Annotated in this window: 23 protein-coding genes; 17 read left to right on the forward strand and 6 right to left on the reverse strand. The window is 73.2% G+C overall.

Features of this window, described 5'->3' with window-relative positions; translation table 11 throughout:
- Positions 1 to 158 precede the first annotated feature (158 nt).
- From IE248_RS06010 to IE248_RS06025, 4 genes are all read left to right on the forward strand, one after another.
- Positions 159 to 3026 (forward strand): bifunctional acetate--CoA ligase family protein/GNAT family N-acetyltransferase, encoded by a 2868-nt coding sequence (locus IE248_RS06010; RefSeq protein WP_190030117.1) that lies wholly within the window; start codon positions 159 to 161, stop codon positions 3024 to 3026.
- A 65-nt stretch (positions 3027 to 3091) separates the two neighbouring features.
- A complete protein-coding gene (locus tag IE248_RS06015; protein ID WP_174261751.1) occupies positions 3092 to 3700 on the forward strand; it encodes a DUF5998 family protein in 609 nt (202 codons plus the stop codon).
- Positions 3700 to 4902, forward strand: coding sequence for an alkaline phosphatase family protein (locus IE248_RS06020; RefSeq protein WP_100583341.1), 1203 nt, complete (start codon positions 3700 to 3702; stop codon positions 4900 to 4902). Before IE248_RS06015 ends, IE248_RS06020 begins: the two co-directional genes overlap by 1 nt.
- A 41-nt stretch (positions 4903 to 4943) precedes the next feature.
- The gene (locus IE248_RS06025; RefSeq protein ID WP_008741364.1) at positions 4944 to 5594 is read left to right on the forward strand and encodes a thymidine kinase; all 651 of its coding nucleotides are present in this window, start codon (positions 4944 to 4946) and stop codon (positions 5592 to 5594) included.
- Between the two features lie 15 nt (positions 5595 to 5609).
- Here IE248_RS06025 and IE248_RS06030 read toward each other — a convergent pair whose 3' ends face one another.
- Positions 5610 to 6395 carry a VOC family protein gene (locus tag IE248_RS06030; RefSeq protein ID WP_190030118.1) on the reverse strand — a complete coding sequence of 262 codons (786 nt, stop codon included), beginning with the start codon at positions 6393 to 6395 and terminating at the stop codon, positions 5610 to 5612.
- A 175-nt stretch (positions 6396 to 6570) separates the two neighbouring features.
- Between IE248_RS06030 and IE248_RS06035 the strand changes: the two genes are divergently transcribed.
- Positions 6571 to 7416, forward strand: a complete 846-nt coding sequence (locus tag IE248_RS06035) for a sulfurtransferase (RefSeq protein ID WP_190030119.1) — start codon at positions 6571 to 6573, stop codon at positions 7414 to 7416.
- 238 nt (positions 7417 to 7654) lie between these two features.
- Here IE248_RS06035 and sepH read toward each other — a convergent pair whose 3' ends face one another.
- Positions 7655 to 8677: a septation protein SepH gene (gene sepH / locus IE248_RS06040; protein WP_073796373.1), complete on the reverse strand. Its 1023-nt coding sequence runs from the start codon at positions 8675 to 8677 to the stop codon at positions 7655 to 7657.
- A gap of 529 nt (positions 8678 to 9206) precedes the next feature.
- On the opposite strand from sepH, the gene IE248_RS38120 reads away from it, so the two are divergent.
- On the forward strand, positions 9207 to 10082 hold the full coding sequence (locus IE248_RS38120) for a hypothetical protein (protein WP_267896604.1): 876 nt from the start codon (positions 9207 to 9209) through the stop codon (positions 10080 to 10082).
- 22 nt (positions 10083 to 10104) lie between these two features.
- Here the strand turns inward: IE248_RS38120 and IE248_RS06050 are convergent, their stop codons facing one another.
- Both IE248_RS06050 and IE248_RS06055 read right to left on the reverse strand, forming a co-directional pair.
- Positions 10105 to 11448 carry a D-arabinono-1,4-lactone oxidase gene (locus IE248_RS06050; RefSeq protein ID WP_190030120.1) on the reverse strand — a complete coding sequence of 448 codons (1344 nt, stop codon included), beginning with the start codon at positions 11446 to 11448 and terminating at the stop codon, positions 10105 to 10107.
- On the reverse strand, positions 11393 to 12652 hold the full coding sequence (locus tag IE248_RS06055; RefSeq protein WP_037793099.1) for an MFS transporter: 1260 nt from the start codon (positions 12650 to 12652) through the stop codon (positions 11393 to 11395). The genes IE248_RS06050 and IE248_RS06055 overlap by 56 nt, the downstream gene beginning before the upstream one ends.
- A gap of 170 nt (positions 12653 to 12822) precedes the next feature.
- On the opposite strand from IE248_RS06055, the gene IE248_RS06060 reads away from it, so the two are divergent.
- Both IE248_RS06060 and IE248_RS06065 read left to right on the forward strand, forming a co-directional pair.
- On the forward strand, positions 12823 to 13977 hold the full coding sequence (locus tag IE248_RS06060; protein ID WP_073796376.1) for a ferrochelatase: 1155 nt from the start codon (positions 12823 to 12825) through the stop codon (positions 13975 to 13977).
- A gap of 15 nt (positions 13978 to 13992) precedes the next feature.
- Positions 13993 to 14796, forward strand: coding sequence for an inositol monophosphatase family protein (locus IE248_RS06065; RefSeq protein WP_373301477.1), 804 nt, complete (start codon positions 13993 to 13995; stop codon positions 14794 to 14796).
- Between the two features lie 112 nt (positions 14797 to 14908).
- Here the strand turns inward: IE248_RS06065 and IE248_RS06070 are convergent, their stop codons facing one another.
- Positions 14909 to 15082, reverse strand: coding sequence for a hypothetical protein (locus IE248_RS06070; RefSeq protein ID WP_164496477.1), 174 nt, complete (start codon positions 15080 to 15082; stop codon positions 14909 to 14911).
- A gap of 244 nt (positions 15083 to 15326) precedes the next feature.
- Here IE248_RS06070 and IE248_RS06075 point away from each other — a divergent pair, with 244 nt between their 5' ends.
- The 4 genes from IE248_RS06075 (at position 15327) to IE248_RS06090 (ending at position 18858) form a co-directional block, all read left to right on the forward strand.
- Positions 15327 to 15980 carry a response regulator transcription factor gene (locus IE248_RS06075; RefSeq protein ID WP_008741353.1) on the forward strand — a complete coding sequence of 218 codons (654 nt, stop codon included), beginning with the start codon at positions 15327 to 15329 and terminating at the stop codon, positions 15978 to 15980.
- 5 nt (positions 15981 to 15985) lie between these two features.
- Positions 15986 to 17236, forward strand: a complete 1251-nt coding sequence (locus tag IE248_RS06080; RefSeq protein ID WP_008741352.1) for a sensor histidine kinase — start codon at positions 15986 to 15988, stop codon at positions 17234 to 17236.
- A gap of 383 nt (positions 17237 to 17619) precedes the next feature.
- A complete protein-coding gene (locus tag IE248_RS06085) occupies positions 17620 to 17916 on the forward strand; it encodes a DUF4193 domain-containing protein (RefSeq protein ID WP_008741351.1) in 297 nt (98 codons plus the stop codon).
- 12 nt (positions 17917 to 17928) lie between these two features.
- Complete coding sequence (locus tag IE248_RS06090; protein WP_047960726.1) at positions 17929 to 18858, forward strand: hypothetical protein; 930 nt, start codon at positions 17929 to 17931, stop codon at positions 18856 to 18858.
- 22 nt (positions 18859 to 18880) lie between these two features.
- Here the strand turns inward: IE248_RS06090 and IE248_RS06095 are convergent, their stop codons facing one another.
- A complete protein-coding gene (locus IE248_RS06095; protein ID WP_190030121.1) occupies positions 18881 to 19360 on the reverse strand; it encodes a DUF3093 domain-containing protein in 480 nt (159 codons plus the stop codon).
- 58 nt (positions 19361 to 19418) lie between these two features.
- Between IE248_RS06095 and IE248_RS06100 the strand changes: the two genes are divergently transcribed.
- The 5 genes from IE248_RS06100 (at position 19419) to IE248_RS06120 (ending at position 24812) form a co-directional block, all read left to right on the forward strand.
- Complete coding sequence (locus IE248_RS06100; RefSeq protein WP_008741348.1) at positions 19419 to 20003, forward strand: PaaI family thioesterase; 585 nt, start codon at positions 19419 to 19421, stop codon at positions 20001 to 20003.
- On the forward strand, positions 20003 to 20539 hold the full coding sequence (dut, locus tag IE248_RS06105; protein WP_037793096.1) for a dUTP diphosphatase: 537 nt from the start codon (positions 20003 to 20005) through the stop codon (positions 20537 to 20539). Before IE248_RS06100 ends, dut begins: the two co-directional genes overlap by 1 nt.
- Before the next feature lies 1 nt (position 20540).
- Complete coding sequence (locus tag IE248_RS06110) at positions 20541 to 21329, forward strand: DUF3710 domain-containing protein (protein ID WP_073796380.1); 789 nt, start codon at positions 20541 to 20543, stop codon at positions 21327 to 21329.
- Between the two features lie 205 nt (positions 21330 to 21534).
- Entirely contained in the window at positions 21535 to 24129 is a 2595-nt protein-coding gene (locus tag IE248_RS06115) for a DUF4118 domain-containing protein (protein WP_079196055.1), read from the forward strand.
- On the forward strand, positions 24126 to 24812 hold the full coding sequence (locus IE248_RS06120; protein ID WP_037798274.1) for a response regulator: 687 nt from the start codon (positions 24126 to 24128) through the stop codon (positions 24810 to 24812). The genes IE248_RS06115 and IE248_RS06120 overlap by 4 nt, the downstream gene beginning before the upstream one ends.
- Positions 24813 to 24816: the final 4 nt, after the last annotated feature.

Genomic DNA, 24816 nt, shown 5'->3' on the forward strand with positions numbered 1-24816 from the left:
GTCTAGACCAGTCTCTCACGGCACCCGGAATGCTTCGACCGGCCTTCGGCCACAATCCGCGGCGGTTCGACCTTCCCCAGCTTGCACTCATTTGACCCTGCTTGTCGTATGCGCCGCGCGGGCGCTGTCCGGCCTGTCCTGGCCTTAAGGTGGCCCCCATGACGACCGAGTCGGACCCCGCGTACCCGGCCCACTGGGAAGCCGACGTCGTGCTGCGCGACGGCGGCACCGCCCGGATCCGGCCGATCACCACCGAGGACGCGGACCGGCTCGTCAGCTTCTACGAACAGGTCTCCGACGAGTCGAAGTACTACCGGTTCTTCGCCCCGTACCCCCGGCTGTCCGCCCGCGACGTGCACCGCTTCACGCACCACGACTACGTGGACCGCGTCGGCCTCGCGGCGACCATCGGCGGCGAGTTCATCGGCACCGTCCGCTACGACCGGATCGACGCCACCGGCCGCCCGGCCTCCGCGCCCGCCGACGAGGCCGAGGTCGCCTTCCTCGTCCAGGACGCCCACCAGGGCCGCGGCGTGGCCTCCGCCCTGCTCGAACACATCGGTGCGGTGGCCCGCGAGCGCGGCATCCGCGGGTTCGCCGCCGAGGTGCTGCCCGCCAACACCAAGATGATCAAAGTCTTCACCGACGCCGGCTACCAGCAGAAGCGCAGCTTCGAGGACGGCTCCGTCCACCTCACCCTCGACCTCGAACCCACCGCCGAGTCCCTCGCCGTCCAGCGCGCCCGCGAACAGCGCGCCGAGGCCCGCTCCGTGCAGCGGCTGCTCGCCCCCGGCTCGGTCGCCGTCGTGGGAGTCAGCCGCTCCGGCGGCGGCGTCGGCGCGTCCGCGCTGCGCAACCTGCGCGACAGCGGCTTCCACGGGCACCTCTACGCCGTCAACGAGGCCGCCTCCACCGATCTGCTCGACGGCGTACGGGCCTACCGCGCGGTCGCGGACATCGGGGCCCCGGTCGACCTCGCGGTGATCGCCGTCCCCGCCGAGCGGGTTCCCGAGGCCGTCGCGGCCTGCGGCGACCACGGGGTGCAGGGCCTCGTCGTCCTCTCCGCCGGATACGGGGAGAGCGGGCCGCAGGGCGCGGCCCGGCAGCGCGAACTGCTGCGCCAGGTGCGCTCGTACGGGATGCGGCTGATCGGCCCCAACGCCTTCGGGGTGATCAACACGGCCCCCGACGTGGAGCTGAACGCCTCCCTGGCCCCCGCCCCGGCGCCGGCCCGCGGCCGGATCGGGCTGTTCACCCAGTCCGGCGCGATCGGCATCGCACTGCTCTCCGCGCTGGTCCGGCGCGGCGCGGGGCTGTCCTCGTTCGTCTCCGCGGGCAACCGGGCGGACGTCTCCGGGAACGACATCCTCCAGTACTGGTACGAGGACGAGGCCACGGACGTCGCCCTGCTGTACCTCGAAACCCTCGGCAACCCCCGGAAGTTCAGCCGGCTCGCCCGCCGCACGGCGGCCGTGAAGCCGGTCGTGGTCGCGAAGGGCGGCCGCCACACCCCCGCCGGGCACGTCGTGCCGGGGACCCGGCTGTCCGACGACACCGTCTCGGCGCTGCTCCGGCAGGCGGGCGTCATCCGGGTCGACACGGTCACCGAGCTGGTCGACGTCGGCCTGCTGCTCGCCGGGCAGCCGCTGCCCGCCGGGCCCCGGGTGGCGATCCTAGGGAACTCGGAGTCGTTGGGCGTGATCGCCTACGACGCCTGCCTCACGGAGCGGCTGCGGCCCTCGGCCCCGCTCGACCTGACGACGGACGCCTCCCCGGAGGACTTCCGGGCCGCGCTCGGCTCGGCGCTCGCCGCCGACACCAACGACGCCGTCATCGTGACCGCGATCCCCGGCGTGAGCGGGCACGCCCTCGCGGCCGACCTGGCCGACGCGCTGCGCGCGGCGGTGGCCGAGCACCCGGGCAAGCCGGTGGCGGTGGTGCACGTGGAACTCGGCGCCCTCGCCGCCGCCCTCTCCCCGGGCTCCCTCCCCCTCGGACCTGCGGCGTGGGGCTTCGCCCCGGAACCCGCCCCCGTCACATCGGCCGCCGCCGCCCCGGACCCAGCCGCCCCCGCCCCCGCCACGGCGCCGGAGTCGGCGCCCCTGGTGCCCCGCGAGCAGCCCGCAGAGGCCGAGGGCGACGCCGGCCGGCAGGCGTGCCGCATCCCCACCTACCCCGCCGCCGAGCGCGCCGTACGGGCCGTCGCCGAGGCCGTCCGCTACGGCCAGTGGCGGCGGGCCAACGCCGACCCCGGCCAGGTCCCCGAGTACGAGGACATCGACGAGAGCGGGGCCGCCGCCCAGCTCGCCGGGCTGCTGGCCGGGGTCGCGACCGGCGACGTACTCACCCTCGACGACACCGACGCGCACGCGCTCCTCGGGCGCTACGGGATCCGCGTCGTGCGCACCCTGCCCGCCCCGACCCCGGACGCCGCCGCCGGCGCGGCCCGGGCCCTCGGCTACCCGGTGGCCCTCAAGACCACCGCCCCGCACCTGCGCCACCGCGCGGACCTGGGCGGCGTACGGCTGGACCTGACCACCGAGGAAGAACTCCGCCGCGCCTACGACGAGCTCACCGAGACCCACGGGAAGCCCGCCGAGCTGCTCCCCGTCGTCCAGGCCATGGTCCCCCGGGGCGTCGACACCGTCGTCCGCTCCGTCATCGACGCCGCCGCGGGCGCCGTCCTCTCCTTCGGGCTCGCCGGCGTCGCCTCCGAGCTGCTCGGCGACACCGCGCACCGCCTCGTCCCGGCCGCCGACCGCGACGTGGCCGCGCTGATCCGCTCGATCCGCACCGCGCCCCTGCTCTTCGGCTGGCGCGGCAGCGACCCCGTCGACACCCCGGCCCTGGAGGAGCTGCTGCTGCGGCTGTCCCGCCTGGTCGACGACCATCCCGAGGTGGTCGGGGTCTCCCTGGAACCCGTCGTCGTCGCCACCAGTGGACTGTCCGTACTGAGCGCCACCGTCCGCGTCGCGCACCCGCCCGCCCGCACGGATCTCGGCCCGCGCACGCTCCCCAGCTACTGACCGGGCCACCGGGCGGGCGGCGGGGGCCGTCGGGGGAGCCCGGGGTGCCCCGTACGGGCCTTAGGATGGACCTCATGGCGAAATCCGGTACGACGACCCAGGGGCTGCGCGCGGCGATCGAGCGCAGCGGCTACTACCCGGCCCTCGTGGCCGAGGCGGTTGAGGCCGCCGTGGGCGGCGAGCCGATCTCGTCGTACCTGGTCCACCAGGAGACCACCTTCGACTCCAACGAGGTGCGCCGGCACGTCACCGTCCTGGTGCTCACCGGCAACCGCTTCATCGTCAGCCACACCGACGAGCAGGCCGCCGACGCCGGGTCGCCCTCCCCGTACGCGACGACCTCGACCGAGTCGGTCAAGCTCGCCAGCATCTCCTCGGTGGTGCTGAGCCGCGTCGTCGCGAACCCGGAGTCGTACACGCCGGGCCAGCTGCCCCGCGAGGTCGTCCTGACCATCGGCTGGGGCGCGGTCTCGCGCATCGACCTGGAGCCCGCCGCCTGCGGCGACCAGAACTGCGACGCCGACCACGGCTACACCGGCAACTCCACCGCCGACGACCTCAGCCTGCGCGTGAGCGAGGCGGGCGACGGCCCCGAGGCCGTCCGTCAGACCCTGCTCTTCGCGCAGGCGCTCTCCGAGGCCACCGCCGCCACGTCCGCACCCAGCGCCCGCTGATGTCGTACTCCGCCCCCGCGAACTGGGACGAACCGGAGCTGCTCGACCTCACCGGGGCACCCGTCCCCCAGTACGGCACCGGCTCGCTCGCCGATCTGCTGCCGACCCTCGCGGCCGGCCAGGGCGTCCCCGGGTTCACCGCCGGGATCGCCGAGCTGACCCCCGCCGACCGGAACTGCGTGTTCCTGATCGACGGCATGGGATGGGAGCAGATAAAGGCCCACCCCGACGAGGCCCCCTTCCTGGCCTCCCTGCTCGGCAGCTCGCGCGGCGGCACCGGCCTGCCGATCACCTCCGGCTTCCCCGCGACCACCGCCACCTCCCTGGCCTCCGTCGGCACCGGCCTGCCCCCCGCGCGGCACGGCCTGCCCGGCTACGCGGTGCGCAACCCGGCCTCCGGCGAGCTGATGAACCAGCTGCGCTGGCAGCCGTGGACCGCACCGAAGCCCTGGCAGCCGTACCCCACGGTCTTCCAGCAGGCGGACGCGGCCGGCGTGCACACCGCACAGGTGTCCGCGCCGAACTTCCAGAGCACCCCGCTCACCAAGATCGCGCTGAGCGGCGGCACCTTCCACGGCCGGATGACCGGCGAGGAGCGGATGGACCTCGCGGCCATCCAGCTCGCCGCCGGGGAGCGCTCGCTCGTGTACACGTACTACAGCGAGCTCGACGGGGCCGGCCACCGGCACGGCGTGGACTCCGACGCCTGGCGCGGCCAGCTGATGCACGTGGACCGGCTGGTACGGCGGCTCGCCGAGCAACTGCCGCCGCGCACCGCGCTGTACGTGACCTCCGACCACGGCATGGTCGACGTGCCGTTCGACGAGGACTCCCGGATCGACTTCGACGAGGACTGGGAGCTGGGCGCGGGCGTGGCCCTGCTCGGCGGCGAGGGCCGGGCCCGGCACGTGTACGCGGTGCCGGGCGCCGAGGCCGACGTACTCACCGTGTGGCGTGAGGTGCTCGGCGACCGGTTCTGGGTCGCGAGCCGCCAAGAGGCCCTGGATCTGGGCTGGTTCGGAACGCCGGGGGAGTGCGACGAGCGGGTGCTCGGCCGGATCGGCGACGTGATCGCCGCCGCGCAGGCGGATGTCGCGATCACAGCGTCCCGCAACGAGCCCAACGAATCGGCCCTCACCGGCATGCACGGCTCCCTGACGGCCGCCGAGCAGCTGGTCCCGCTGCTCGAAGTCCGCTCCTGACCCCTTCCGCTCCGCACGACCCGAAAGGTCCCGTTCTCTCCATGCCCGAATTGGTGTTTTTCTCCGGCACGATGGACTGCGGGAAGAGTACGTTGGCCCTCCAGATCGGCCACAACCGGTCGGCGCGGGGGCTCCAGGGCGTGATCTTCACCCGGGACGACCGGGCGGGCGAGGGCAAGCTGTCCTCCCGCCTCGGCCTGGTGACGGAGGCGGTCGAGGCCGGCGAGGGCATGGACCTGTACGCCTACCTCGTGGCGCAGCTCTCCCAGGGCGGCAGGGCCGACTACGTGATCGTCGACGAGGCCCAGTTCCTGGCCCCCGACCAGATCGACCAGCTGGCCCGCATCGTCGACGACCTGGACATGGACGTCTTCGCGTTCGGCATCACCACCGACTTCCGCACCAAGCTCTTCCCGGGCTCCCAGCGTCTGATCGAGCTGGCGGACCGCATCGAGCAGCTCCAGGTCGAGGCCCTGTGCTGGTGCGGAGCCCGCGCCACCCACAACGCCCGTACGGTGGGCGGGGAGATGGTGGTCGAGGGCGAGCAGGTCGTCGTCGGCGACGTGAACCGCCCGGCGGAGGAGATCGGCTACGAGGTCCTCTGCCGCCGCCACCACCGCCGCCGCCTGACCTCGGCCGCGGCCCGCGCCGGCGCCCTCTCCCCGGACGTCCTCCCGGTCAACCACGTCTGACGCGCGGGAGCCGCGTCAGGGGGTGGTGCGGATGATGGTGAACACCGCTCCCTCCGGGTCCGCGACCGTGGCCAGGCGGCCGCCCGGGCCCTCGTGGGGCGGCTGGAGCACGCTGCCGCCGAGCAGTTCGACGCGGGCGGCGGCCCCGTCGGTGTCCGCGACCTCGAAGTACGTCATCCAGTGCGGGCCCCGGTCGTGCGGCAGCGAGCGGCCGACGCCGTGCACGGCGGCCACCGGCCGGCCCTGCAGGCGCAGGGTCACGTGGTCGAACTCCTCGGACGCCTCGGGGTGGGCCTGGCCCTCGTGGCCGAAGACGTGCTCGTAGAACTTGCGCACCGTCGTGGTGTCCTGGGTGATGAGCTCGTTCCACACCGGGGTGCCCGGCAGACCGTGCAGCCGGGTGCCCATGTGCGTCTGGGCCTGCCAGATCCCGAAGATCGCGCCCAGCGGGTCGGAGCAGATCGCCACCCGGCCCGCGATGCCGGCGTCCAGCGGGCCCACCGCGACGGTGCCGCCGCAGGAGCGGATCGACTCGGCGGTGGCGTCCGCGTCGTCCGTCGCGAGGTACGTCGTCCAGGCCACCGGAAGGTCCCGGTCCGGCGGCATCTCGCCGATGCCGGCGACCTCGCGGCCGTCGAGCACGGCCTGGACGTACGGGCCGAGCTGCTCGGGGCCGGGTTCGTACTCCCAGCCGAAGAGGTCGGTGTAGAACTCCTCGGTGGACCCGAGACTGTGCACCATCAGGCTCACCCAGCACGGCGTGCCGGGCGGGCGCCGCGTCGCTTCCGAAGCCTCGGTCATGTCAGGCGTCTCCTCCGTCGTAGCGCGTGTCCCGCAGTGATGCTTGCACTCCGGGACGCCCGGCGCGCCCCGACCGGGCCGGGTTCACGCGGTGCGGGGGGAGATGACCGAATCGGTGCGGGGCGGGGACGTCCCGCTTGTCACGGGGGATGCGGGTGGGGGAGAAGATGGGCCCATGACTGCGATCCTCTCGGCTTCCGAACTGATGAGCGAACTGGCCGGCCCGCGGCCGCCGGTGCTCCTGGACATCCGCTGGCAGCTCGGCGGGCCCGACCAGCGCCCCGCCTACGAGGCCGGGCACATCCCCGGCGCGGTGTACGTCGACCTCGACCGCGAACTGGCCGGTCCGGCGGGGTCGGGGGGCCGGCACCCGCTGCCGGAACCGGAGGCGTTCGGGGCGGTGGTGCGGCGGGCCGGGGTCTCGGCGGGGGCGCCGGTCGTCGTGTACGACGGCGGACTCGGGTGGGCGGCGGCGCGCGCGTGGTGGCTGTTGCGCTGGACGGGGCACGCGGAGGTGCGGGTGCTGGACGGGGGCCTGGCCGCGTGGACGGCGGCGGGCGGCGCGGTGTCCGCCGACGCGGTGTCTCCTGCGGAGGGCGATTTCAAGCCAACTCCGGGCGGATTGGGGCTGCTGGACGCGGACGGGGCGGCGGCGCTGGCCCGTGAGGGCGTCCTGCTGGACGCGCGGGCGGGGGAGCGGTACCGGGGCGAGGTCGAGCCGATCGACCGGGTCGGCGGGCACATCCCGGGGGCGGTGTCGGCGCCGACGACGGAGAACGTGGGCCCGGACGGGCGGTTCCTCCCGGGCGCGGAGCTGCGGGCGCGGTTCGCGGGGCTGGGGGTGACGGCCGAGGACGGCGGCCGCCCGGTCGGGGTGTACTGCGGGTCGGGGGTCTCCGGTGCGCACGAGGTGCTCGCGCTGGAGGTGGCCGGGGTCGCGGCCGCGCTGTACGCGGGCAGCTGGTCGGAGTGGTCCTCGGACCCGGACCGCCCGGTCGCGACCGGTCCGCTTCCGCGGTAGCGGCCGGGCCGTCGCCACCGGGCCGCCCTGGCCCGCGAGTCGGCGGGGCTGGGGCGGGCGCGGGCCGGGGTGCCCCGGCGGGCACCTGGGGCTCCGCCCCAGACCCCGCGCCTCAAACGCCGGCGGGGCTGGATGTGCCCCGCGCCTCAAACGCCGGCGGGGCTGGATGTGCCCCGCGCCTCATGGGTTGGCGAAGGCCGGATGTGGTGGCGGGGCTGGGTGTGGCTCCGTGGGCGGGTTATTCCTGTTTTTTGCGGCGGGTGCCGAAGACGATTTCGTCCCAGCTGGGGACTGCCGCGCGGCGGCCCGGGCGGACGCCGTCGGCTTCGGCCTGGCGGTCCGTGGTGCCCGTCAGGCGGTCGCGGTGGCCCGCGACCGTACGGGGCATCAGGACATCGGCGTACGCCGCACCGGCTCCCGCCGACGCCGCCGGGGGCTCCTCCGCCTCCGGCTCCTCGGCCGGCTCGTCGGGGCGTTCCGGGACGACCAGGTCGCCGCGGAAGCTCGGTACCGCTTCCAGCAGGCTCGTCAGCGTGTCCCGCTCCTCCTCCGGCTCCGGCGGCGGCGCGGGGCGCTCCAACTGGTGGCGCTCCATCTGGCGGTCGAGGGCTCGGTCCAGCGGCCGGTCGCGCGGCAGGCGCGCGATCCTCGGCACGAACGGGAAGCTCGGCTCCGGCGTCGCGGGCAGGTCGTCCGACTCACCGATCAGCGAGCGGGCCTCGTCGTCCACGGCGACGACCAGCCGGCGCGGCGGATCGTACGACCAGCTCGCCGAGTGCGTCTCGCCCACGACCCGGTAGACCAGCAGGACTTCCCACGTGCCGTCGTCGCGGCGCCAGGAGTCCCACTGCACGGATTCCTTGTCGACCCCGCGCAGCGTCAGCCGTTCCTGTACGGCCTCGCCGAGCTGCGGTCCGGTGTTCTCGCCGGGGCGGCGCACGGGCGTCTTGCGAGCCCGCTCCGCCATGAACGCGCGCTCGGCGAGGACCGGGCCCTCGAAGCGGCGTACGCGGTCGACGGGGATGCCCGCGAGCTGGGCGACCTCCTCCGCGGAGGCACCGGCTCGTATGCGGGCCTGGATGTCGCGGGGGCGGAGGTGGCTCTCCACCTCGATCTCGATCTGGTTCAGGCGTGCGCGATCGTTGCGTACGGCAGCCCGAAGCCGCTCGTCGATCGGAAGCGTGTACTCCGTGCTGTCCGCAGCCTTGAGCACCAGTCGTGTGCCGTCATTTGAGACGGCCACGACACGCAGTTCGGGCATGGGGACCTCCCGGGTGGTGCCTGCCGACGTCACGTGCGTCGCTGCTTCCGCTAGTCGAGTGTGGCCTGCCCGGGTGCAGCCTGCCACAACCTTGCCGAGTTAAACCGGCGTGTCGGGCATGCGCCCTTGATCGCCGTTATGGCACGGTTACCTGTTGGGCACGCACAGTGACCGAACGATTACTGTGCGCAGCAGGAACCCGTGCAACACCGCGGCATCGCCGGTATCGAGTGCCGTTTCTCCATCGTCCGGCCCCCTCTCCCGAGTCCGGACATCCGAAAGGAAGGACGGCCCCAGGGCTCGCCACAGTACTCCATTCGGGCCACCTGGGTGGACCGCCGCGCCGCCGAACTTGTCTCCGGCGGCGGGAGTTGGCCTGCCCTGAATCTGCCCCGGATCGGCCCGGAGCTGCGGGCGCGCCCGTTTTCGGGTGTCTTGCTTCACAGAATCCCCAGAAATGGAACTATCCGTTTCGCTCACCTGTCAGTAACTGCTGTAAGCGGTGGTCACGGACGGGCAGAGGTTGGGGATGGGGCAGAAGGCGACGCAGGGCATCGAAGCGTTCGGAGATGCCTCTGATGCGAACAACACGGGCAAGAAGCTGGATCTGAGCGTGGCTCAGGTCGCGGGCACCTCGCTCGCGACCGTCGCGGCCGCCCTGCTCGCCTCGAAGCTGGGCGTCTACGGGACCATCCTCGGCGCCGGCGTGGTGAGCGTGGTCGCCACCGCGGGCGGCCCCGTCATCCAGCACTTCTTCCGCCGCACCGGCGACCAGCTGCGCGAGACCGCCCGGCCCAGGGTCCGTCAGGCGCCGCTCCCCGGAAAGGACGACGGAAAGAACGACGGGAAGAGTGACGGCGAGAACGGCGGGCAGGGTGACGGGGAGTTCGGCGCGGCCACCGTGCACGGCACCCGGGTGCGGGGCTGGAAGCGCACCGCCGTGGCCTCCGGGGCTGCTTTCGCCATCGCGATCGGCGGCCTCGGGGCGTACGAGGCCGCCGCCGGGACCTCGGTCAGCAAGGACGGCGGGACCATCTTCTCCGCCGGCACCCGCAAGGCCCCCGACGCCCGGCCGGACCCCGGATCCGACGCCCCGGAGCGCGAGCGGCAGGAGCGGCGGGGCGGCGGGGACCGGGACGGGAAGGGCGGGGCGACCCCGGGGCCCGGGGGCTCCCCGAGTCCTTCGCCCTCGCCCGGGGACCGGAGCCCGGGTCCCGGACCGAGCCCCTCCGGCTCCGGGGAGCCGCCGGCCCCGCCGAAGCCGAGCCCCTCGACACCGGCCCCGTCACAGGACGCGGACCCGGACACCGGCCAGAAGCCGAGCCCGGGCGCGGACCCGGAACCGAAGCCGAAGCAGACCCCGCCCGGGTCCGCGCCCGCCCCGGCTCCCCGGAGCTCCTCCTGACCGGGGCTCAGGAAGCGCGGGCTCAGGCCCCGAGGACGCGCCGCAGGTAGTCGTTGCCGAACAGCCGCTCCGGGTCCAGCCGGTCCCGCAGCGCGGTGAACTCGCCGAAGCGCGGGTACGCGCCGGCGAGGTACTCCGCGTCCCGGGTGTGCACCTTGCCCCAGTGCGGACGCCCGCCGTGCGCGGTGAAGATCAGCTCGGCCGCCGTGAAGTAGGCCTGGTACGGGGTGCCCCTGTACATGTGCACGGCGATGTACGCCGTCTCGCGCCCCGAGGCCGTCGACAGCGGGATGTCGTCCGCCGGAGCCGTCCGTACCTCGACCGGGAAGCTGATCCGCAGGTCCGAGCCGTCGACCAGCCGCTTCAGCTCCCGCAGCGCCTCGACGACGCGCTCGCGCGGAAGGGCGTACTCCATCTCCACGAACCGCACCCGGCGCGGGCTGGTGAACACCTTGTACGGGATGTCCGTGTAGGTGCGCGCCGACAGGGCGCGGCTGGCGACCCGGGCGATGGCGGGGATGGCCGCCGGGACCGCGCGGCCCAGTGAGTTGACGGCCTGGAAGATGCCGTTGGAGAGCAGCTCGTCCTCGACCCAGGAGCTGACCGCGCCGGGCGGGGCGGCCGGGCCCTGGCTGCGGTTGTTGCGCTTGGTGTTGCAGTTGCCGGTGTGCGGGAACCAGTAGAACTCGAAGTGCTCGTTCTCCGTGACGTGCTCGTCGAACTCGGCGGTCACCCGGTCGAAGGCCATCGGCTCCTCACGGGCGGTCAGGAGGAAGAGCGGCTCCACGGCGAAGGTGAGGGCCGTGACGATGCCGAGCGCTCCTATGCCGAGCCGGGCCGCGGCGAAGACCTCGCGCTCCTCGTCGGTCCCCTTCTCCGAGCAGTTCAGCAGCCGGCCGTCCGCCGTGACCAGGTCCAGGGCGCGGATCTGGGCGGCGATGGAGGCCGAGTCCCGGCCGGTGCCGTGGGTTCCGGTGCTGGTGGCGCCGGAGACCGTCTGCTCCATGATGTCGCCCATGTTGGTGAGCGAGAGGCCCTCCCGGGCCAGGGCCAGGTTGAGGTCCTTCAGTACCGTGCCCGCCGCCACCGTGACGGTGCCGGCCTCCCGGTCGATCGCCTGTATCCCCGAGAGCGCCTGGGGGCGTACGAGCACCCCGTCGGTGGCGGCGGCCGCGGTGAAGGAGTGGCCGGTGCCGACCGCCTTCACCCGCAGCCCGTCCTCGGCGGCCCGGCGGACCACGTCCTGGAGCTCCCCGACCGAGGTCGGGGTCACCACGCGGGCGGGCGCGGCGGTGACGTTGCCCGCCCAGTTACGCCACGCGGCCGGTGTCCCCCGACCTGATTTCCCTGCTGTCGCCGTCCCCATCGCTAGCTGGCTCCTCCCCTTGCGCCGGCCTCGTCAGCCGGCGGTATCCCGCGAACGCCACCGCGGCCGCGGTGCACCCCGCCGTGAGGGAGACGACGTACCCGTTCTGCGCGCCGGCGGCGTCTACGACCCAGCCGGTCACGGAGGAACCGATCGCGATGCCGACCGCGAGGCCGGTGCTGATCCAGGTCATGCCCTCGGTCAGCTTCGCGTGAGGTACGTGCGCCTCGATCAGGGCCATCGTGGTGATCATCGTGGGAGCGATGGCGAGGCCCGAGACGAAGAGCGCCACGGCCAGAAACGGAAGGTTCCCGGCCAGTAGGAGGGGGATCATACTCACGGCCATCGCACTGATGCCCAGTACCCAGCGAGGTTCGGCCTTGCCCTTGAAGTGCAGCAGGCCGAAGACGATGCCCGCGAGACAGGAGCCGAACGCCCACACCGCGAGGAAGACGCCGCCCAGGGACTTGTCGCCGTGTTCCCCGGCGAGGGCCAGGGTGGCCACGTCCACGGAACCGAAGATCGCGCCGGTGGCGACGAAGGTGGCCACCAGAACCTGCAGGCCGGGGGAGCGCAGCGCCGAGGAGCGGTCCGGGTTCTCGTGCCGCGGATGCGGCTTCGGCTCGGTGGCGGTGAGCGCGGTCAGCCACCACACGCCCGTCACCAGGCAGACGAGGGCGACCACCGGTCCGGCCTCGGGGAACCAGCCGGCCGAGAGCGTCGCGGCGAGGGGCGGGCCGACGATGAAGCAGAGCTCGTCAACGATCGACTCGAACGAGTAGGCCGTGTGCAGCTGGGGGGTGTCGCGGAACAGGGCCGTCCAGCGGGCCCGGACCATCGAGCCGACGCTGGGCACGCACCCGGCGACGACGGCGAAGACGAACAGGGTCCAGCTCGGCCAGTCGTTGGCCGCCGAGACCAGCAGGCCGGTCACCGCGGCGGCCGCCGTCAGGGTGGCCGGACGCAGTACCCGCCGCTGCCCGTGTTCGTCGACCAGCCGGGAGACCTGGGGGCCGACGGCGGCGGCGGAGAGCGCGATGGTGGCGGTGATCGCCCCGGCGAGGGCGTAGCTGCCGCCCAGCTCGGTGATCATCGTGAGGACACCGATGCCCACCATGGACAGCGGCATCCGGCCTATCAGGCCGGCAGCCGTGAACCCCTTGGTGCCGGGGGTCGCGAAGATCGCGCGGTAGGGACTGGGCAAGGTGCCCTCCGTAAGGGACGTGATTGGCTCACACAGGTTACGTCTGCCGACAAGGCGCCCGCACGGGGAAACACCGACAGGAACTTAGGGTTACCTTACCTGTCATTCCCGGTGTGGGAGGGGCCGGGTCCGTTCACCCGGCCCGGGCGCCTGGTGGCAGGATTCGGGGCATGTCAGACCAGCTCCGCGCCCCCGACGCCGGCTCCGCCGCCCCCTACGACGCCCTCCTGCTGCTGTCCTTCGGCGGCCCCGAGGGACCCGACGACGTCGTGCCCTTCCTGGAGAACGTCACGCGCGGGCGCGGGATCCCGCGCGAGCGCCTCAAGGAGGTGGGGCAGCACTACTTCGGCTTCGGCGGGGTCAGCCCCATCAACGAGCAGAACCGGCGGCTGCTGGCGGCGCTGCGCGAGGACTTCGCGAAGCACGGGCTGGACCTGCCCGTCTACTGGGGCAACCGCAACTGGGCCCCGTACCTGACCGACACGATGCGGGAGATGGCCCGCGACGGCCACCGCCGGATCGCGGTGCTCGCGACCAGCGCCTACGCCTCGTACTCGGGCTGCCGCCAGTACCGGGAGAACCTCGCCGACGCGCTGGCGACGCTGGCCGCCGAGGGCGTGGAGCCGCCGCGCGTGGACAAGCTGCGGCACTACTTCAACCACCCCGGGTTCACGGGGCCGATGACCGAGGGCGTCCTCGCGGCGCTGGCCGCGCTGCCCGAGGACGTGCGCGACGGCGCGCACCTCGCGTTCAGCACGCACTCCATCCCGACCGCGGCCGCCGACACCTCCGGGCCGGTCCCCGACCACACCGCGGACGGCGAGGGCGGCGCGTACGTCAAGCAGCACCTCGACGTCGCCCGGGTGATCGCGGCCGAGGTGGCCGCCCGGACCGGGCGCGAGCACCCCTGGGAGCTCGTCTACCAGTCCCGCAGCGGCGCCCCGCACATCCCGTGGCTGGAGCCGGACATCTGCGACCACCTGGAGGCGCTGCACGGCGCGGGGGCACCCGCGGTGGTCATGGTGCCCATCGGCTTCGTCTCCGACCACATGGAGGTCCTCTACGACCTCGACACGGAGGCCACGGCGAAGGCGGCGGAGCTCGGCCTCCCGGTCGCCCGCTCGGCCACGGTCGGCGCGGACCCGGCGTTCGTGGAGGCGGTACGGGAACTCGTCCTGGAACGGGCCGCCGAGGAGCGCGGGGAGGCGACCGAGGCGTGCTGGGTGGGCATGCTGGGCCCGAGCCACCACGTGTGCCCCGTGGGCTGCTGCCCCGCCCGGGCGCCGCGGCCGGCGGCCGCGGGCGTGGACAGTCCGTACGCGTAGGGAGTGGAACAGATCGTGATCTCTGAGGAACTGAAGGCCGAACTGCTGGCCGTGGGCCTGGACGCCGCCCGGCAGGCGGGAGAGCTGCTGCGGGACGGGCGGCCGGCGGACCTGGCGGTGGCGGCGACCAAGTCCAGCCCGATCGACGTGGTGACCGAGATGGACATCGCGGCCGAGAAGCTGATCACCGGCCTGATCGCGGAGCGGCGTCCGCAGGACGGGCTGCTCGGCGAGGAGGGCGCGGACAGCCCGGGCACGAGCGGCGTCCGGTGGGTCGTGGACCCGCTGGACGGCACCGTGAACTACCTCTACGGGCTCCCGAGCTGGAGCGTGTCCGTCGCCGCCGAGTACCGGGGCGAGACCGTCGCCGGGGTGGTGGCGGCCCCGATGCGCGGGGAGACGTACCACGCGGTGCTGGGCGGCGGGGCGTGGCTGGGCGGGACCCGGCTGGCCTGCCGGGCGGCCGCGCCGCTGGACCAGGCGCTGCTGGGCACCGGCTTCGGGTACCTCCAGGAGCGGCGGGCGCACCAGGCGGAGGTCGTGGCGCGCGTCATCCCGGTGGTGCGCGACATCCGGCGCGGCGGGTCGGCGGCGCTGGACCTGTGCGACGTGGCCGCCGGGCGGCTGGACGGGTACTACGAGCGGGGGCTGAACCCCTGGGACCTGGCGGCGGGCGAGCTGATCGCTCGGGAGGCCGGGGCCCTGACGGGCGGCCGGCCGGGGCAGCCCGCCTCGGGCGAGCTCGCGCTGGCCGCGACCCCGGCGGTGTTCGCCTCGCTCCAGCCGATGCTGGAGGAACTCGGGGCCTGGCACGACTGACGGCCGGGCCCGCCGGCCCCGCCGCCGGACCGCGCCGGTGCCCGGACGTGAGGGAACCCCGGCCGCCCTGTCGGGCTGCCGGGGTTCCGTACCGTCTGTGAGGTGTGGGTGTTCAGCAGGCCGGAACGGACACGGGTACGCCGTGCTCGGCAGCGAGGCGCTGGAGGTCTTCCAGCTCCGCCTGCTCCACGTCCGCGAGGTAGTCGTCGCCCGTCTGGCGGGCCTGCTCGAGGTCCGACTGCGTGTTCCTGATGCGCTGCAGGAGACCCGCGGTGAATGCGTCCATGGGTGCGCCCCCTCTGCGTGGGTCGCGGCGGGCCGGCACGAGGCCGTCCGCCGTCAGGGAGTGGTTGGGGTGATGACGTCCTCCCCTGCACCCTGGGCGCAGAAACCTCGTGAGGACAGGGAATCCTCACTTCCGTGTCATGGAAGTGGACGGAGCGGCGTCTTACAGCCGGTTTACGGCCGAAACCGGCAGGATGGACGCGCAATACACGTGTGCCCACCAGGGCTCGAAGGAAGGAAACGACGTGCGCGTACTCGTCGTCGAGGACGAGCAGCTGCTCGCCGATGCGGTGGCCACCGGACTGCGCCGGGAGGCCATGGCCGTGGACGTCGTGTACGACGGCGCCGCAGCTCTGGAGCGCGTCGGGGTAAACGACTACGACGTGGTCGTGCTCGACCGGGACCTCCCGCTCGTGCACGGTGACGACGTCTGCCGCAGGATCGTCGAGCTCGGCATGCCCACGCGGGTGCTGATGCTGACGGCCTCCGGCGATGTGAGCGACCGGGTGGAGGGGCTGGAGCTCGGCGCCGACGACTACCTGCCCAAGCCCTTCGCCTTCACCGAGCTGACCGCCCGCGTGCGCGCCCTGGGGCGGCGTACGACCGTGGCGCTGCCGCCCGTACTGGAGCGGGCCGGCATCAAGCTGGACCCGAACCGGCGCGAGGTGTTCCGCGAGGGCAAGGAGGTGCAGCTGGCGCCGAAGGAGTTCGCGGTGCTGGAGGTGCTCATGCGCAGCGAGGGGACCGTGGTCTCCGCCGAACAGCTGCTGGAGAAGGCCTGGGACGAGAACACCGACCCGTTCACCAACGTGGTGCGCGTGACGGTGATGACCCTGCGCCGCAAGCTCGGCGAGCCGCCCGTCATCGTGACGGTCCCCGGTTCCGGATACCGGATCTGACGGCGATGGCCGCCACCCCGGCGCCGCCGGCGGCGCCACCGAAACCGACCTGGGACCCCGGCCAGCCCGAGGGTCCTTTCCCTTGGCTGCGGCCGACGATCCGGATACGCCTCACGCTGCTGTACGGCGGGATGTTCCTGATCGCCGGCATCCTGCTGCTGTCGATCATCTACCTGCTGGCCGCGCAGGCGCTGCGCGAGGGCAACGCCCTGCCGTTCAAGATCGTCAGCGTCAGCGGGCAGAAGGTCGAGGTCTCCAGCCCCACCTGTTCCGGCGTGGGCACGGACCAGTCGCTCGACCAGTTCAACGCGGCCATACAGGCATGCATCCTGGACCAGCGCAAGCACGCCCTGGACGACCTGCTCAGCCGGTCGCTGATGGCGCTGCTCGGCCTCAGCGTCATCGCCTTCGCCTTCGGGTACGCGATGGCCGGCCGGGTGCTCTCTCCGCTCGGCAAGATCACCCGTACCGCCCGGCGGGTGGTCGGCTCCGACCTGACCCGGCGCATCGAGCTCGACGGGCCGGACGACGAGCTCAAGGAGCTCGCGGACACCTTCGACGAGATGCTCGACCGGCTGGAGCGGGCCTTCACGGCCCAGCAGAGATTCGTGGCCAACGCCTCGCACGAGCTGCGCACGCCGCTGGCGATCAACCGCACGCTGCTGGAGGTGCACCTCTCCGATCCCGGGGCGCCGGTGGAACTCCAGCAGCTGGGCAAGACGCTGCTGGCCACCAACGAGCGCAGCGAGCAGCTGGTCGAGGGCCTGCTGCTGCTGGCGCGCAGCGACAACCAGATCGTCGAGCGCAAACCCGTGGACCTGGCGGAGGTCGCCTCGCGCGCCCTGGACCAGGCGCGCGGGGAGGCCGAGACGAAGGGCGTGGAGATCCGGGGCGAGTGCGCGCCGGCCGTCGTCCAGGGCAATGGCGTGCTGCTGGAGCGGATCGCGCTCAACCTGGTGCAGAACGCCGTCCGGTACAACGTGCCGGAGGGCGGCTGGGTGGAGGTCACCACCGAGGTCCAGCACGGCCACGCGGTGCTGCTGGTGTCGAACACGGGTCCCGTGGTTCCCGCGTACGAGGTGGACAACCTGTTCGAGCCCTTCAGGCGGCTGCGTACGGAGCGAACGGGCAGTGACAAGGGTGTGGGGCTCGGTCTGTCGATCGCGCGCTCCGTGGCGCGCGCCCACGGCGGCCGCATCCAGGCGACGCCCCGCGAGGGTGGTGGTCTCGTGATGCGCGTCACGTTGCCCGTGTGACCAGGCCGTCGGACCGTTCGCTGTTGGCTGAACGGTCCGATCGGCGAGACAGTGGTATCTGTGTGATCGATCACATGGCCCAGTGTTGGGTCATGTGCGTTCTGTGACCCCAAGAGGGCCGGAACGCCCGGGAAGTCCGGGTTTCCGGTACCCCGGATGGCGGGAAATACACGGGGTGGCGTTTGTGCAGGACGGCCCCCGGACCGTGTACGGTCCCGGTCGTCATCCCAGCCAATTGCTCCTTCGGGCGTGCGGCTGGGTGTCGATTGAGTAACAGACCTTGATGTGAGGCAAAATCTCCGCCTCAGGTCGGGCACAAGTCCGGCCTCTCGCGCGTTACGTGCGCTGAGACACCGCTAAATCCCAGAGGGGGAGAGCGAACAATGGCAACGGACTACGACACCCCACGCAAGACCGACGACGACGTCGACAACGACAGCATTGAAGAGCTGAAGGCCCGGCGCAACGAGAAGTCGTCCTCGGTCGTCGACGTCGACGACTTCGACTCGGCGGAAGGAATGGAACTTCCGGGAGCGGACCTCTCCAACGAGGAGCTGGCCGTCCGGGTCCTGCCCAAGCAGGCCGATGAGTTCACCTGCATGAGCTGCTTCCTGGTGCACCACCGCAGCCAGCTGGCCCGCGAGAAGAACGGTCAGCCGATCTGTCGCGACTGCGACTGAGAGGCCAGGGCCGTGACAGGCTCGACGCCCTTCCGGAAGATGCGCTTCCGGAAATCAGGTGATCCGGCGGAGACGCAGGCGGGAGCCACGGGCCCGGAAACGGGCCCTGGAGCCCCCGGCGTACCCGCCGTACCCTCCGGCACCACAGCGGCGGTGCCGTCGGCCACAGCGGCCGGCGAGGGGTCCCGAGGCACCGGCGGGGCCCGTCGGATGCAAGCCGTCCGTGACGGCATGCGCAAGGGTGGCGCGGGGTTCGGCGCGGGCATCAGGGCCGTGGTCCTGTACATCGCCGACCGGATCATCGACATCGCCCCGCGCGTTCCGGTTCGGGACCTCGCGACGCTGCGCGCGCAGTTCCCGGGCCTCGGTCCCGATCAGCTCGCCGACAAGCTGATCGCGGGCGCCGCCAACGCCACCTCGACCGTGGGCGCGGGGATCGGCGCGGCGGCCATGCTGCCGGTGCCGCCCGCCATGCCGGCGGAACTGGCGGCCGAGATCACCTCGGTCGCGGCGATCGAGCTCAAGCTCGTCGCCGAACTCCACGAGGTGTACGGCCGGCGGCCGGCCGGAAACCTCGGGGAACGCAGCCTCGCCTACCTGACCGCGTGGACCGAGGAACGCGGGATCGACCTGACCAAGCCGACGACGCTGAACGCGGCGCTCGGCGGTCAGATGAAGCGCGAGCTGCGCCAGCAGATCGTGAAGCGGATGTTCCGCGACCTTCCCAACCTGATGCCGTTCATGGTGGGCGCGGCCGTCGGCGCCGTCATGAACCGCCGCGACACCCGCAAGCTCGCTGAGAAGGTCCGTACCGACCTGCGCAAGCACGCCGTGGCCTGGGAGGCCCTGAGCGCTCTCCCGCCCCTGGAACAGCCCGCCCAGCCCCTTCCCGGGCCCCTCGGGGCCGCACCCGAAGACCCCGGCGCGGACGCGCGCGGCTGAGCGCGGCCCGGCGCGGCCGGCCTCAGCCCGCCGGACCGGCCGGGGCAGCGGCCTTCGCCGCCCGCAGCGCCGCCACCAGCGCCTGCGGCTCCCGGGTCGAGAGGTACACGTACGGGGTCGGGTCCGCCGGGTCGGTGACCTCGACGCGGACCGCCGTCGGAATGTAGCCGCGCAGCAGCATGAAGGCGCGCGCGTCGGCCTTGTACGTCCGCCAGGCGCGGGCCTCCTCCGCGTCCAGCACCTCCGGTTCGCCCAGCGCCGTCGCCGGGATCCGGGCGTCGCCCGCCGCCAGCACGCCGTTCACCACGCGCACGCGCGCGGAACCGTACGAACTGACCAGCGCACCCGCCAGCGCGCCGCCGCCGACCAGACCGGCCAGCAGCGCCAGCCCGCCCAGCGGCAGCAGCATGAGCGCGCAGGCCAGACCGGTCAGAGCGGCGACGCCCCACCAGGAACGGGGGGCGGTGAGACGTTCGTCGTGGTGCGCGGGGGAGGGCTGCATGGCCTCAAGCCTGCCACGGGGCGACCGGTGGGTAGCCGCGCGGGTAAGGTCTGCGGCTGTGAGTGGACGAAACACAGCGTTGACGCCCCCGGCGGACGCCACCGCGCCGGTACGGCACCCCGATGCCCCGGCCCCCGGCGAGCTGCTCGGCGCGCACTACGAGCACTGCTTCGGCTGCGGCGAGGACCAGCCGCACGGGCTGCACCTGGAGTCGCGGGCCGGCGAGGGCGTGCGCGTCACCGCCGAGTTCACCGTCAAGACCGCCCACCAGGGCGCGCCCGGCCTCGCCCACGGCGGCGTGCTGGCCACCGCGCTCGACGAGACGCTGGGCTCGCTGAACTGGCTGCTGCGCGTCATCGCCGTGACGGGACGGCTGGAGACCGACTACCTGCGGCCCGTCCCCGTGGGCACCGTGCTGTACCTGGAGGCCGAGGTCACCGCCGTGGCCGGCCGGAAGATCTACAGCACGGCGGTCGGGCGGATAGGCGGCCCCGAGGGCCCGGTCGCGGTCCGCGCCGACGCCCTCTTCATCGAAGTGAAGGTCGACCACTTCATCGAGAACGGTCGGCCCGAGGAGATCCGGGCGGCCATGGCCGAACCGGACCAGGTCAGGCGCGCACGCGCCTTTGAGGTGAACCCCTGATGTCCCTGAGCAACCCCGCCCCGGTCGACGTGCTGATCCGCCGCGTCGACCCGGAGGTCCCGATCCCGGCGTACGGCCACCCCGGCGACGCCGGCTGCGACCTGGTGACCACCGAGGCCGCCGAGCTGGAGCCCGGAGAGCGCGCCGTACTACCCACGGGCATCTCGATCGCGCTGCCCGACGGCTACGCCGCCTTCGTGCACCCGCGTTCGGGCCTGGCCGCCCGCTGCGGGCTCGCGCTCGTGAATGCCCCGGGGACGGTGGATGCCGGGTACCGTGGGGAGATCAAGGTGATCGTGGTCAATCTCGACCCGCGCGAGAGCGTCAGGTTCGAGCGTTTCGACCGCATTGCCCAGCTGGTTGTCCAGCGGGTCGAGAAGGTGCGCTTCCACGAGGTGGCGGAACTTCCCGGCTCGGCCCGGGCCGAGGGGGGTTTCGGCTCCACCGGCGGTCATGCGGCCGTGGCCGGATCCGGCGCTGGTCAGCAGGGTGGGAATGGCTACGCTTCGGTCGTAACCGACCGGGAAGGACAGTGACGTGTTCGGACGTCGCAAGAAGAACGACTCCGTCAACGACGGCGGCGCGGCCGAGCAGGTCGTCGACGGCGCGCACGCCGATGAGCGGGACGGCGCCGAAGACCTCGACGCCTCCGCCACGCCGCGCAGGGTGAACCTGCCGCCGGCCCCGCGGCCGGACGGCCCCTGGGACGTCTCCGAGGTGCTCGGCAACCCCGAGGACGGCCGGGTGGACCTGGGCGGCATTCTCGTACCCGGTGTCGAGGGCATGGAGCTGCGTGTCGAGGTCGCGGGTGACGCGATCGTGGCAGCGACCGTGGTCCTCGGCGACAGCGCCGTGCAGCTGCAGGCCTTCGCGGCGCCCAAGAAGGAAGGCATCTGGGGCGAGGTCCGCGAGGAGATCGCCTCGGGCATCACCCAGCAGGGCGGCATCATCGACGAGGCCGAGGGCCCGCTGGGCTGGGAGCTGCGCGCGCAGGTCCCCGTCCCGCTGCCCGACGGCCAGACCGGCGCCCAGCTGGTGCGCTTCGTCGGCGTCGACGGCCCGCGCTGGTTCCTGCGCGGTGTCATCTCCGGTCAGGGCGCGGTGCGCCCCGACTCGGCCGGGGTGCTGGAGCAGATCTTCCGGGACACCGTCGTCGTGCGCGGCGACGGCCCGATGGCCCCGCGCGACCCGATCGTCCTGAAGCTGCCCAACGACGCCCAGATGGTGCCGGACGGCGTGCAGACGACCGAGGAGCCCGAGGGTTCCCGCTTCGGCGGCGGCATGGGCCAGCTGGAGCGCGGCCCGGAGATCACCGAGGTCCGCTGACGCCGGCCCCGCCGGCGGGGGCCGCGGGGCTCCCGCCGTACGCCCGCGTACACGTGTTTGCGGCCGGTGGGCCGTACTCCTTCGGGGGGACGGCCCACCGGCCTTTCGCGTACCCGGGGACCGGCGGCGTCAAGGGTGCGTCAGGGATGGCCGTAAAGCCCCGCACAGGTGCGTGAACGGGGCGAACGTCCCCGAGAATGAGCGCATGGGACGCGGCAAGCTTCGGATCTACCTCGGCGCGGCACCCGGTGTGGGCAAGACGTACGCGATGCTCTCCGAGGCCCACCGCCGGGTGGAGCGGGGCGCCGACTGCGTCGTGGGCTTCGTCGAGCACCACGGGCGGCCGCGCACCGAGGTCATGCTGCACGGCCTGGACCAGGTGCCGCGCAGGGCGCTGTCGTACCGGGGCGCCGGGTTCACGGAGATGGACGTGGACGCGGTGCTGGCCCGCCGGCCCGCGATCGCGCTGGTGGACGAGCTGGCGCACACCAACGTGCCGGGCTCGCGCAACGCCAAGCGCTGGCAGGACGTGGAGGAGCTCCTGCGGGCCGGCATCGACGTCGTCACCACCGTGAACATCCAGCACCTGGAGTCCCTCGGGGACGTGGTCGAGTCGATCACCGGGGTGCGCCAGCGCGAGACCGTGCCCGACGAGGTGGTCCGGCGCGCCGACCAGATCGAGCTCGTGGACATGTCCCCGCAGGCCCTGCGCCGGCGGATGGCGCACGGGAACATATACAAGCCCGACAAGGTCGACGCGGCGCTGTCCAACTACTTCCGCCCCGGCAACCTGACCGCGCTGCGCGAGCTCGCGCTGCTGTGGGTCGCCGACCGGGCCGACGAGTACCTCCAGCAGTACCGCGGCGAGCACGGCATCCGCTCCACCTGGCAGGCCCGGGAGCGGATCGTCGTCGGCCTCACCGGCGGCCCCGAGGGGCGCACGCTGATCCGGCGCGCCGCCCGGCTCGCCGAGAAGGGCGCGGGCGGCGAGGTGCTCGCCGTCTACATCGCCCGCAGCGACGGGCTCACTGCGGCCTCCCCGAAGGAGCTCGCGGTCCAGCGGACCCTGGTCGAGGACCTTGGCGGAACGTTCCACCATGTCATCGGCGACAACGTTCCGGACGCTCTCCTCGCCTTCGCCCGCGGGGTCAACGCCACCCAGATCGTGCTCGGCTCCAGCCGCCGCAAGGCCTGGCAGTACGTCTTCGGCCCCGGTGTCGGCGCCGGCGTGGCCCGGGACTCGGGACCCGACCTCGACGTGCACATCGTCACCCACGAGCACGTCGCCAAGGGCCGCGGGCTGCCCGTGGTCCGCTCGGCGGCCCGGCTCGGCCGGACCAGGATCATCGCCGGCTGGGTGGTGGGGGTGGTCTTCCCCGTCCTGCTGGCCGTGCTGCTCACGCACGTGGACGCCGACCTCGGCCTCGCCAACGACATGCTGCTGTTCCTGTCGCTGACCGTGGCCGCGGCGCTGCTCGGCGGGCTGTTCCCGGCGCTGGCCTCGGCGGCCGTCGGCTCGCTGCTGCTGAACTACTTCTTCGCGCCGCCGCTGCACCGGTTCACCGTCTCCGATCCCAAGAACATCGTGGCCATCGCGGTCTTCTTCGGGGTGGCGGTCTCCGTCGCCTCGGTGGTCGACCTGGCCGCCCGGCGCACCCACCAGGCCGCGCGGCTGCGGGCCGAGTCGGAGATCCTCTCCTTCCTGGCCGGGAGCGTGCTGCGCGGCGAGCACACCCTGGACGCGCTGCTGGAGCGGGTGCGCGAGACCTTCGCGATGGAATCGGTGGCCCTGCTGGAGCGCGCCGGCGACGTCGAGCCGTGGAAGCCCGCCGGCAGCGTCGGGCCGAGCCCGGTCACCCGGCCCGAGGACGCCGACGTGGACATGCCGATCGGCGATCACATGGCGCTGGCCCTGTCCGGGCGGGTGCTGCCCGCCGAGGACCGGCGGGTGCTCGGGGCGTTCGCCGCGCAGGCCGTCGTGGTGCTGGACCGCCAGCGGCTGGTCGGCGAGGCCGAGGAGGCGCGCCGGCTGGCGGAGGGCAACCGGATCCGGACCGCTCTGCTGGCCGCCGTCAGCCATGACCTGCGGACCCCGCTGGCCTCCATCAAGGCGTCCGTGTCCTCCCTGCGCTCCGACGACGTGGAGTGGTCCGAGGAGGACCGGGCCGAGCTCCTCGAAGGGATCGAGGACGGCGCCGACCGCCTCGACCACCTGGTGGGGAACCTGCTGGACATGTCCCGCCTGCAGACCGGCACCGTGACCCCGCTGATCCGGGAGATCGACCTCGACGAGGTGGTCCCGATGGCGCTGGGCGGCGTACCGGAGGACAGCGTGGTGCTGGACGTGCCGGAGTCGCTGCCGATGGTGGCGGTGGACCCGGGGCTGCTGGAGCGGACCGTGGCCAACGTGGTGGAGAACGCCGTGAAGTACAGCCCGCCCGGGGAGCCGGTGCTGGTGGCGGCCAGCTTCCTCGGCGACCGGGTCGAGGTACGGGTCGTGGACCGCGGGCCCGGCGTCCCCGACGAGGCCAAGGACCGGATCTTCGCCCCGTTCCAGCGGCACGGGGACGCGCCGCGCGGGGCCGGGGTGGGGCTCGGGCTGGCGGTGGCCCGCGGGTTCGCGGAGGCCATGGACGGCACCCTCGCGGCCGAGGACACCCCCGGGGGCGGCCTCACCATGGTGCTCACCCTGCGTGCGGTGACGCGCGACAGGACACCGCCCCATGTCACGGTGGACGGCGAAGACCGCCCCGGCCCCGCAGACCTCGAACCGATACGACAGAAGGCAGGCCCTCAATGACCCGAGTGCTCGTGGTGGACGACGAGCCCCAGATCGTCCGAGCCCTCGTGATCAACCTGAAGGCACGCAAGTACGAGGTCGACGCCGCCGCCGACGGGGCCCAGGCCCTGGAGCTGGCCGCGGCCCGCCACCCCGACGTGGTCGTCCTCGACCTCGGCCTGCCCGACATGGACGGCGTCGAGGTGATCAAGGGCCTGCGCGGCTGGACCCGGGTGCCGATCCTGGTCCTGTCGGCCCGCCACAGCTCCGACGAGAAGGTCGAGGCCCTCGACGCCGGCGCCGACGACTACGTCACCAAGCCCTTCGGCATGGACGAGCTGCTGGCACGGCTGCGCGCCGCCGTCCGCCGCGCGGAGCCGGCCGCCGGCGCCGGCGGGGACGAGGTGGTCGTCGAGACCGAGGACTTCACGGTGGACCTGGCGGCCAAGAAGGCCGTCCGCGAGGGACGCGACGTACGCCTGACCCCGACCGAGTGGCACCTGCTGGAGGTCCTCGTCCGCAACGGCGGCAAGCTCGTCAGCCAGAAGCAGCTCCTCCAGGAGGTCTGGGGCCCCTCGTACGGCACGGAGACCAACTACCTGCGGGTGTACATGGCTCAGCTGCGCCGCAAGCTCGAAGCGGACCCCTCGCATCCGCGGCACTTCATCACCGAACCGGGCATGGGATACCGCTTCGAGCGGTAGTGGC

The organism is Streptomyces goshikiensis, from assembly GCF_014650555.1.
Classification (GTDB): Bacteria; Actinomycetota; Actinomycetes; order Streptomycetales; family Streptomycetaceae; genus Streptomyces; species Streptomyces goshikiensis.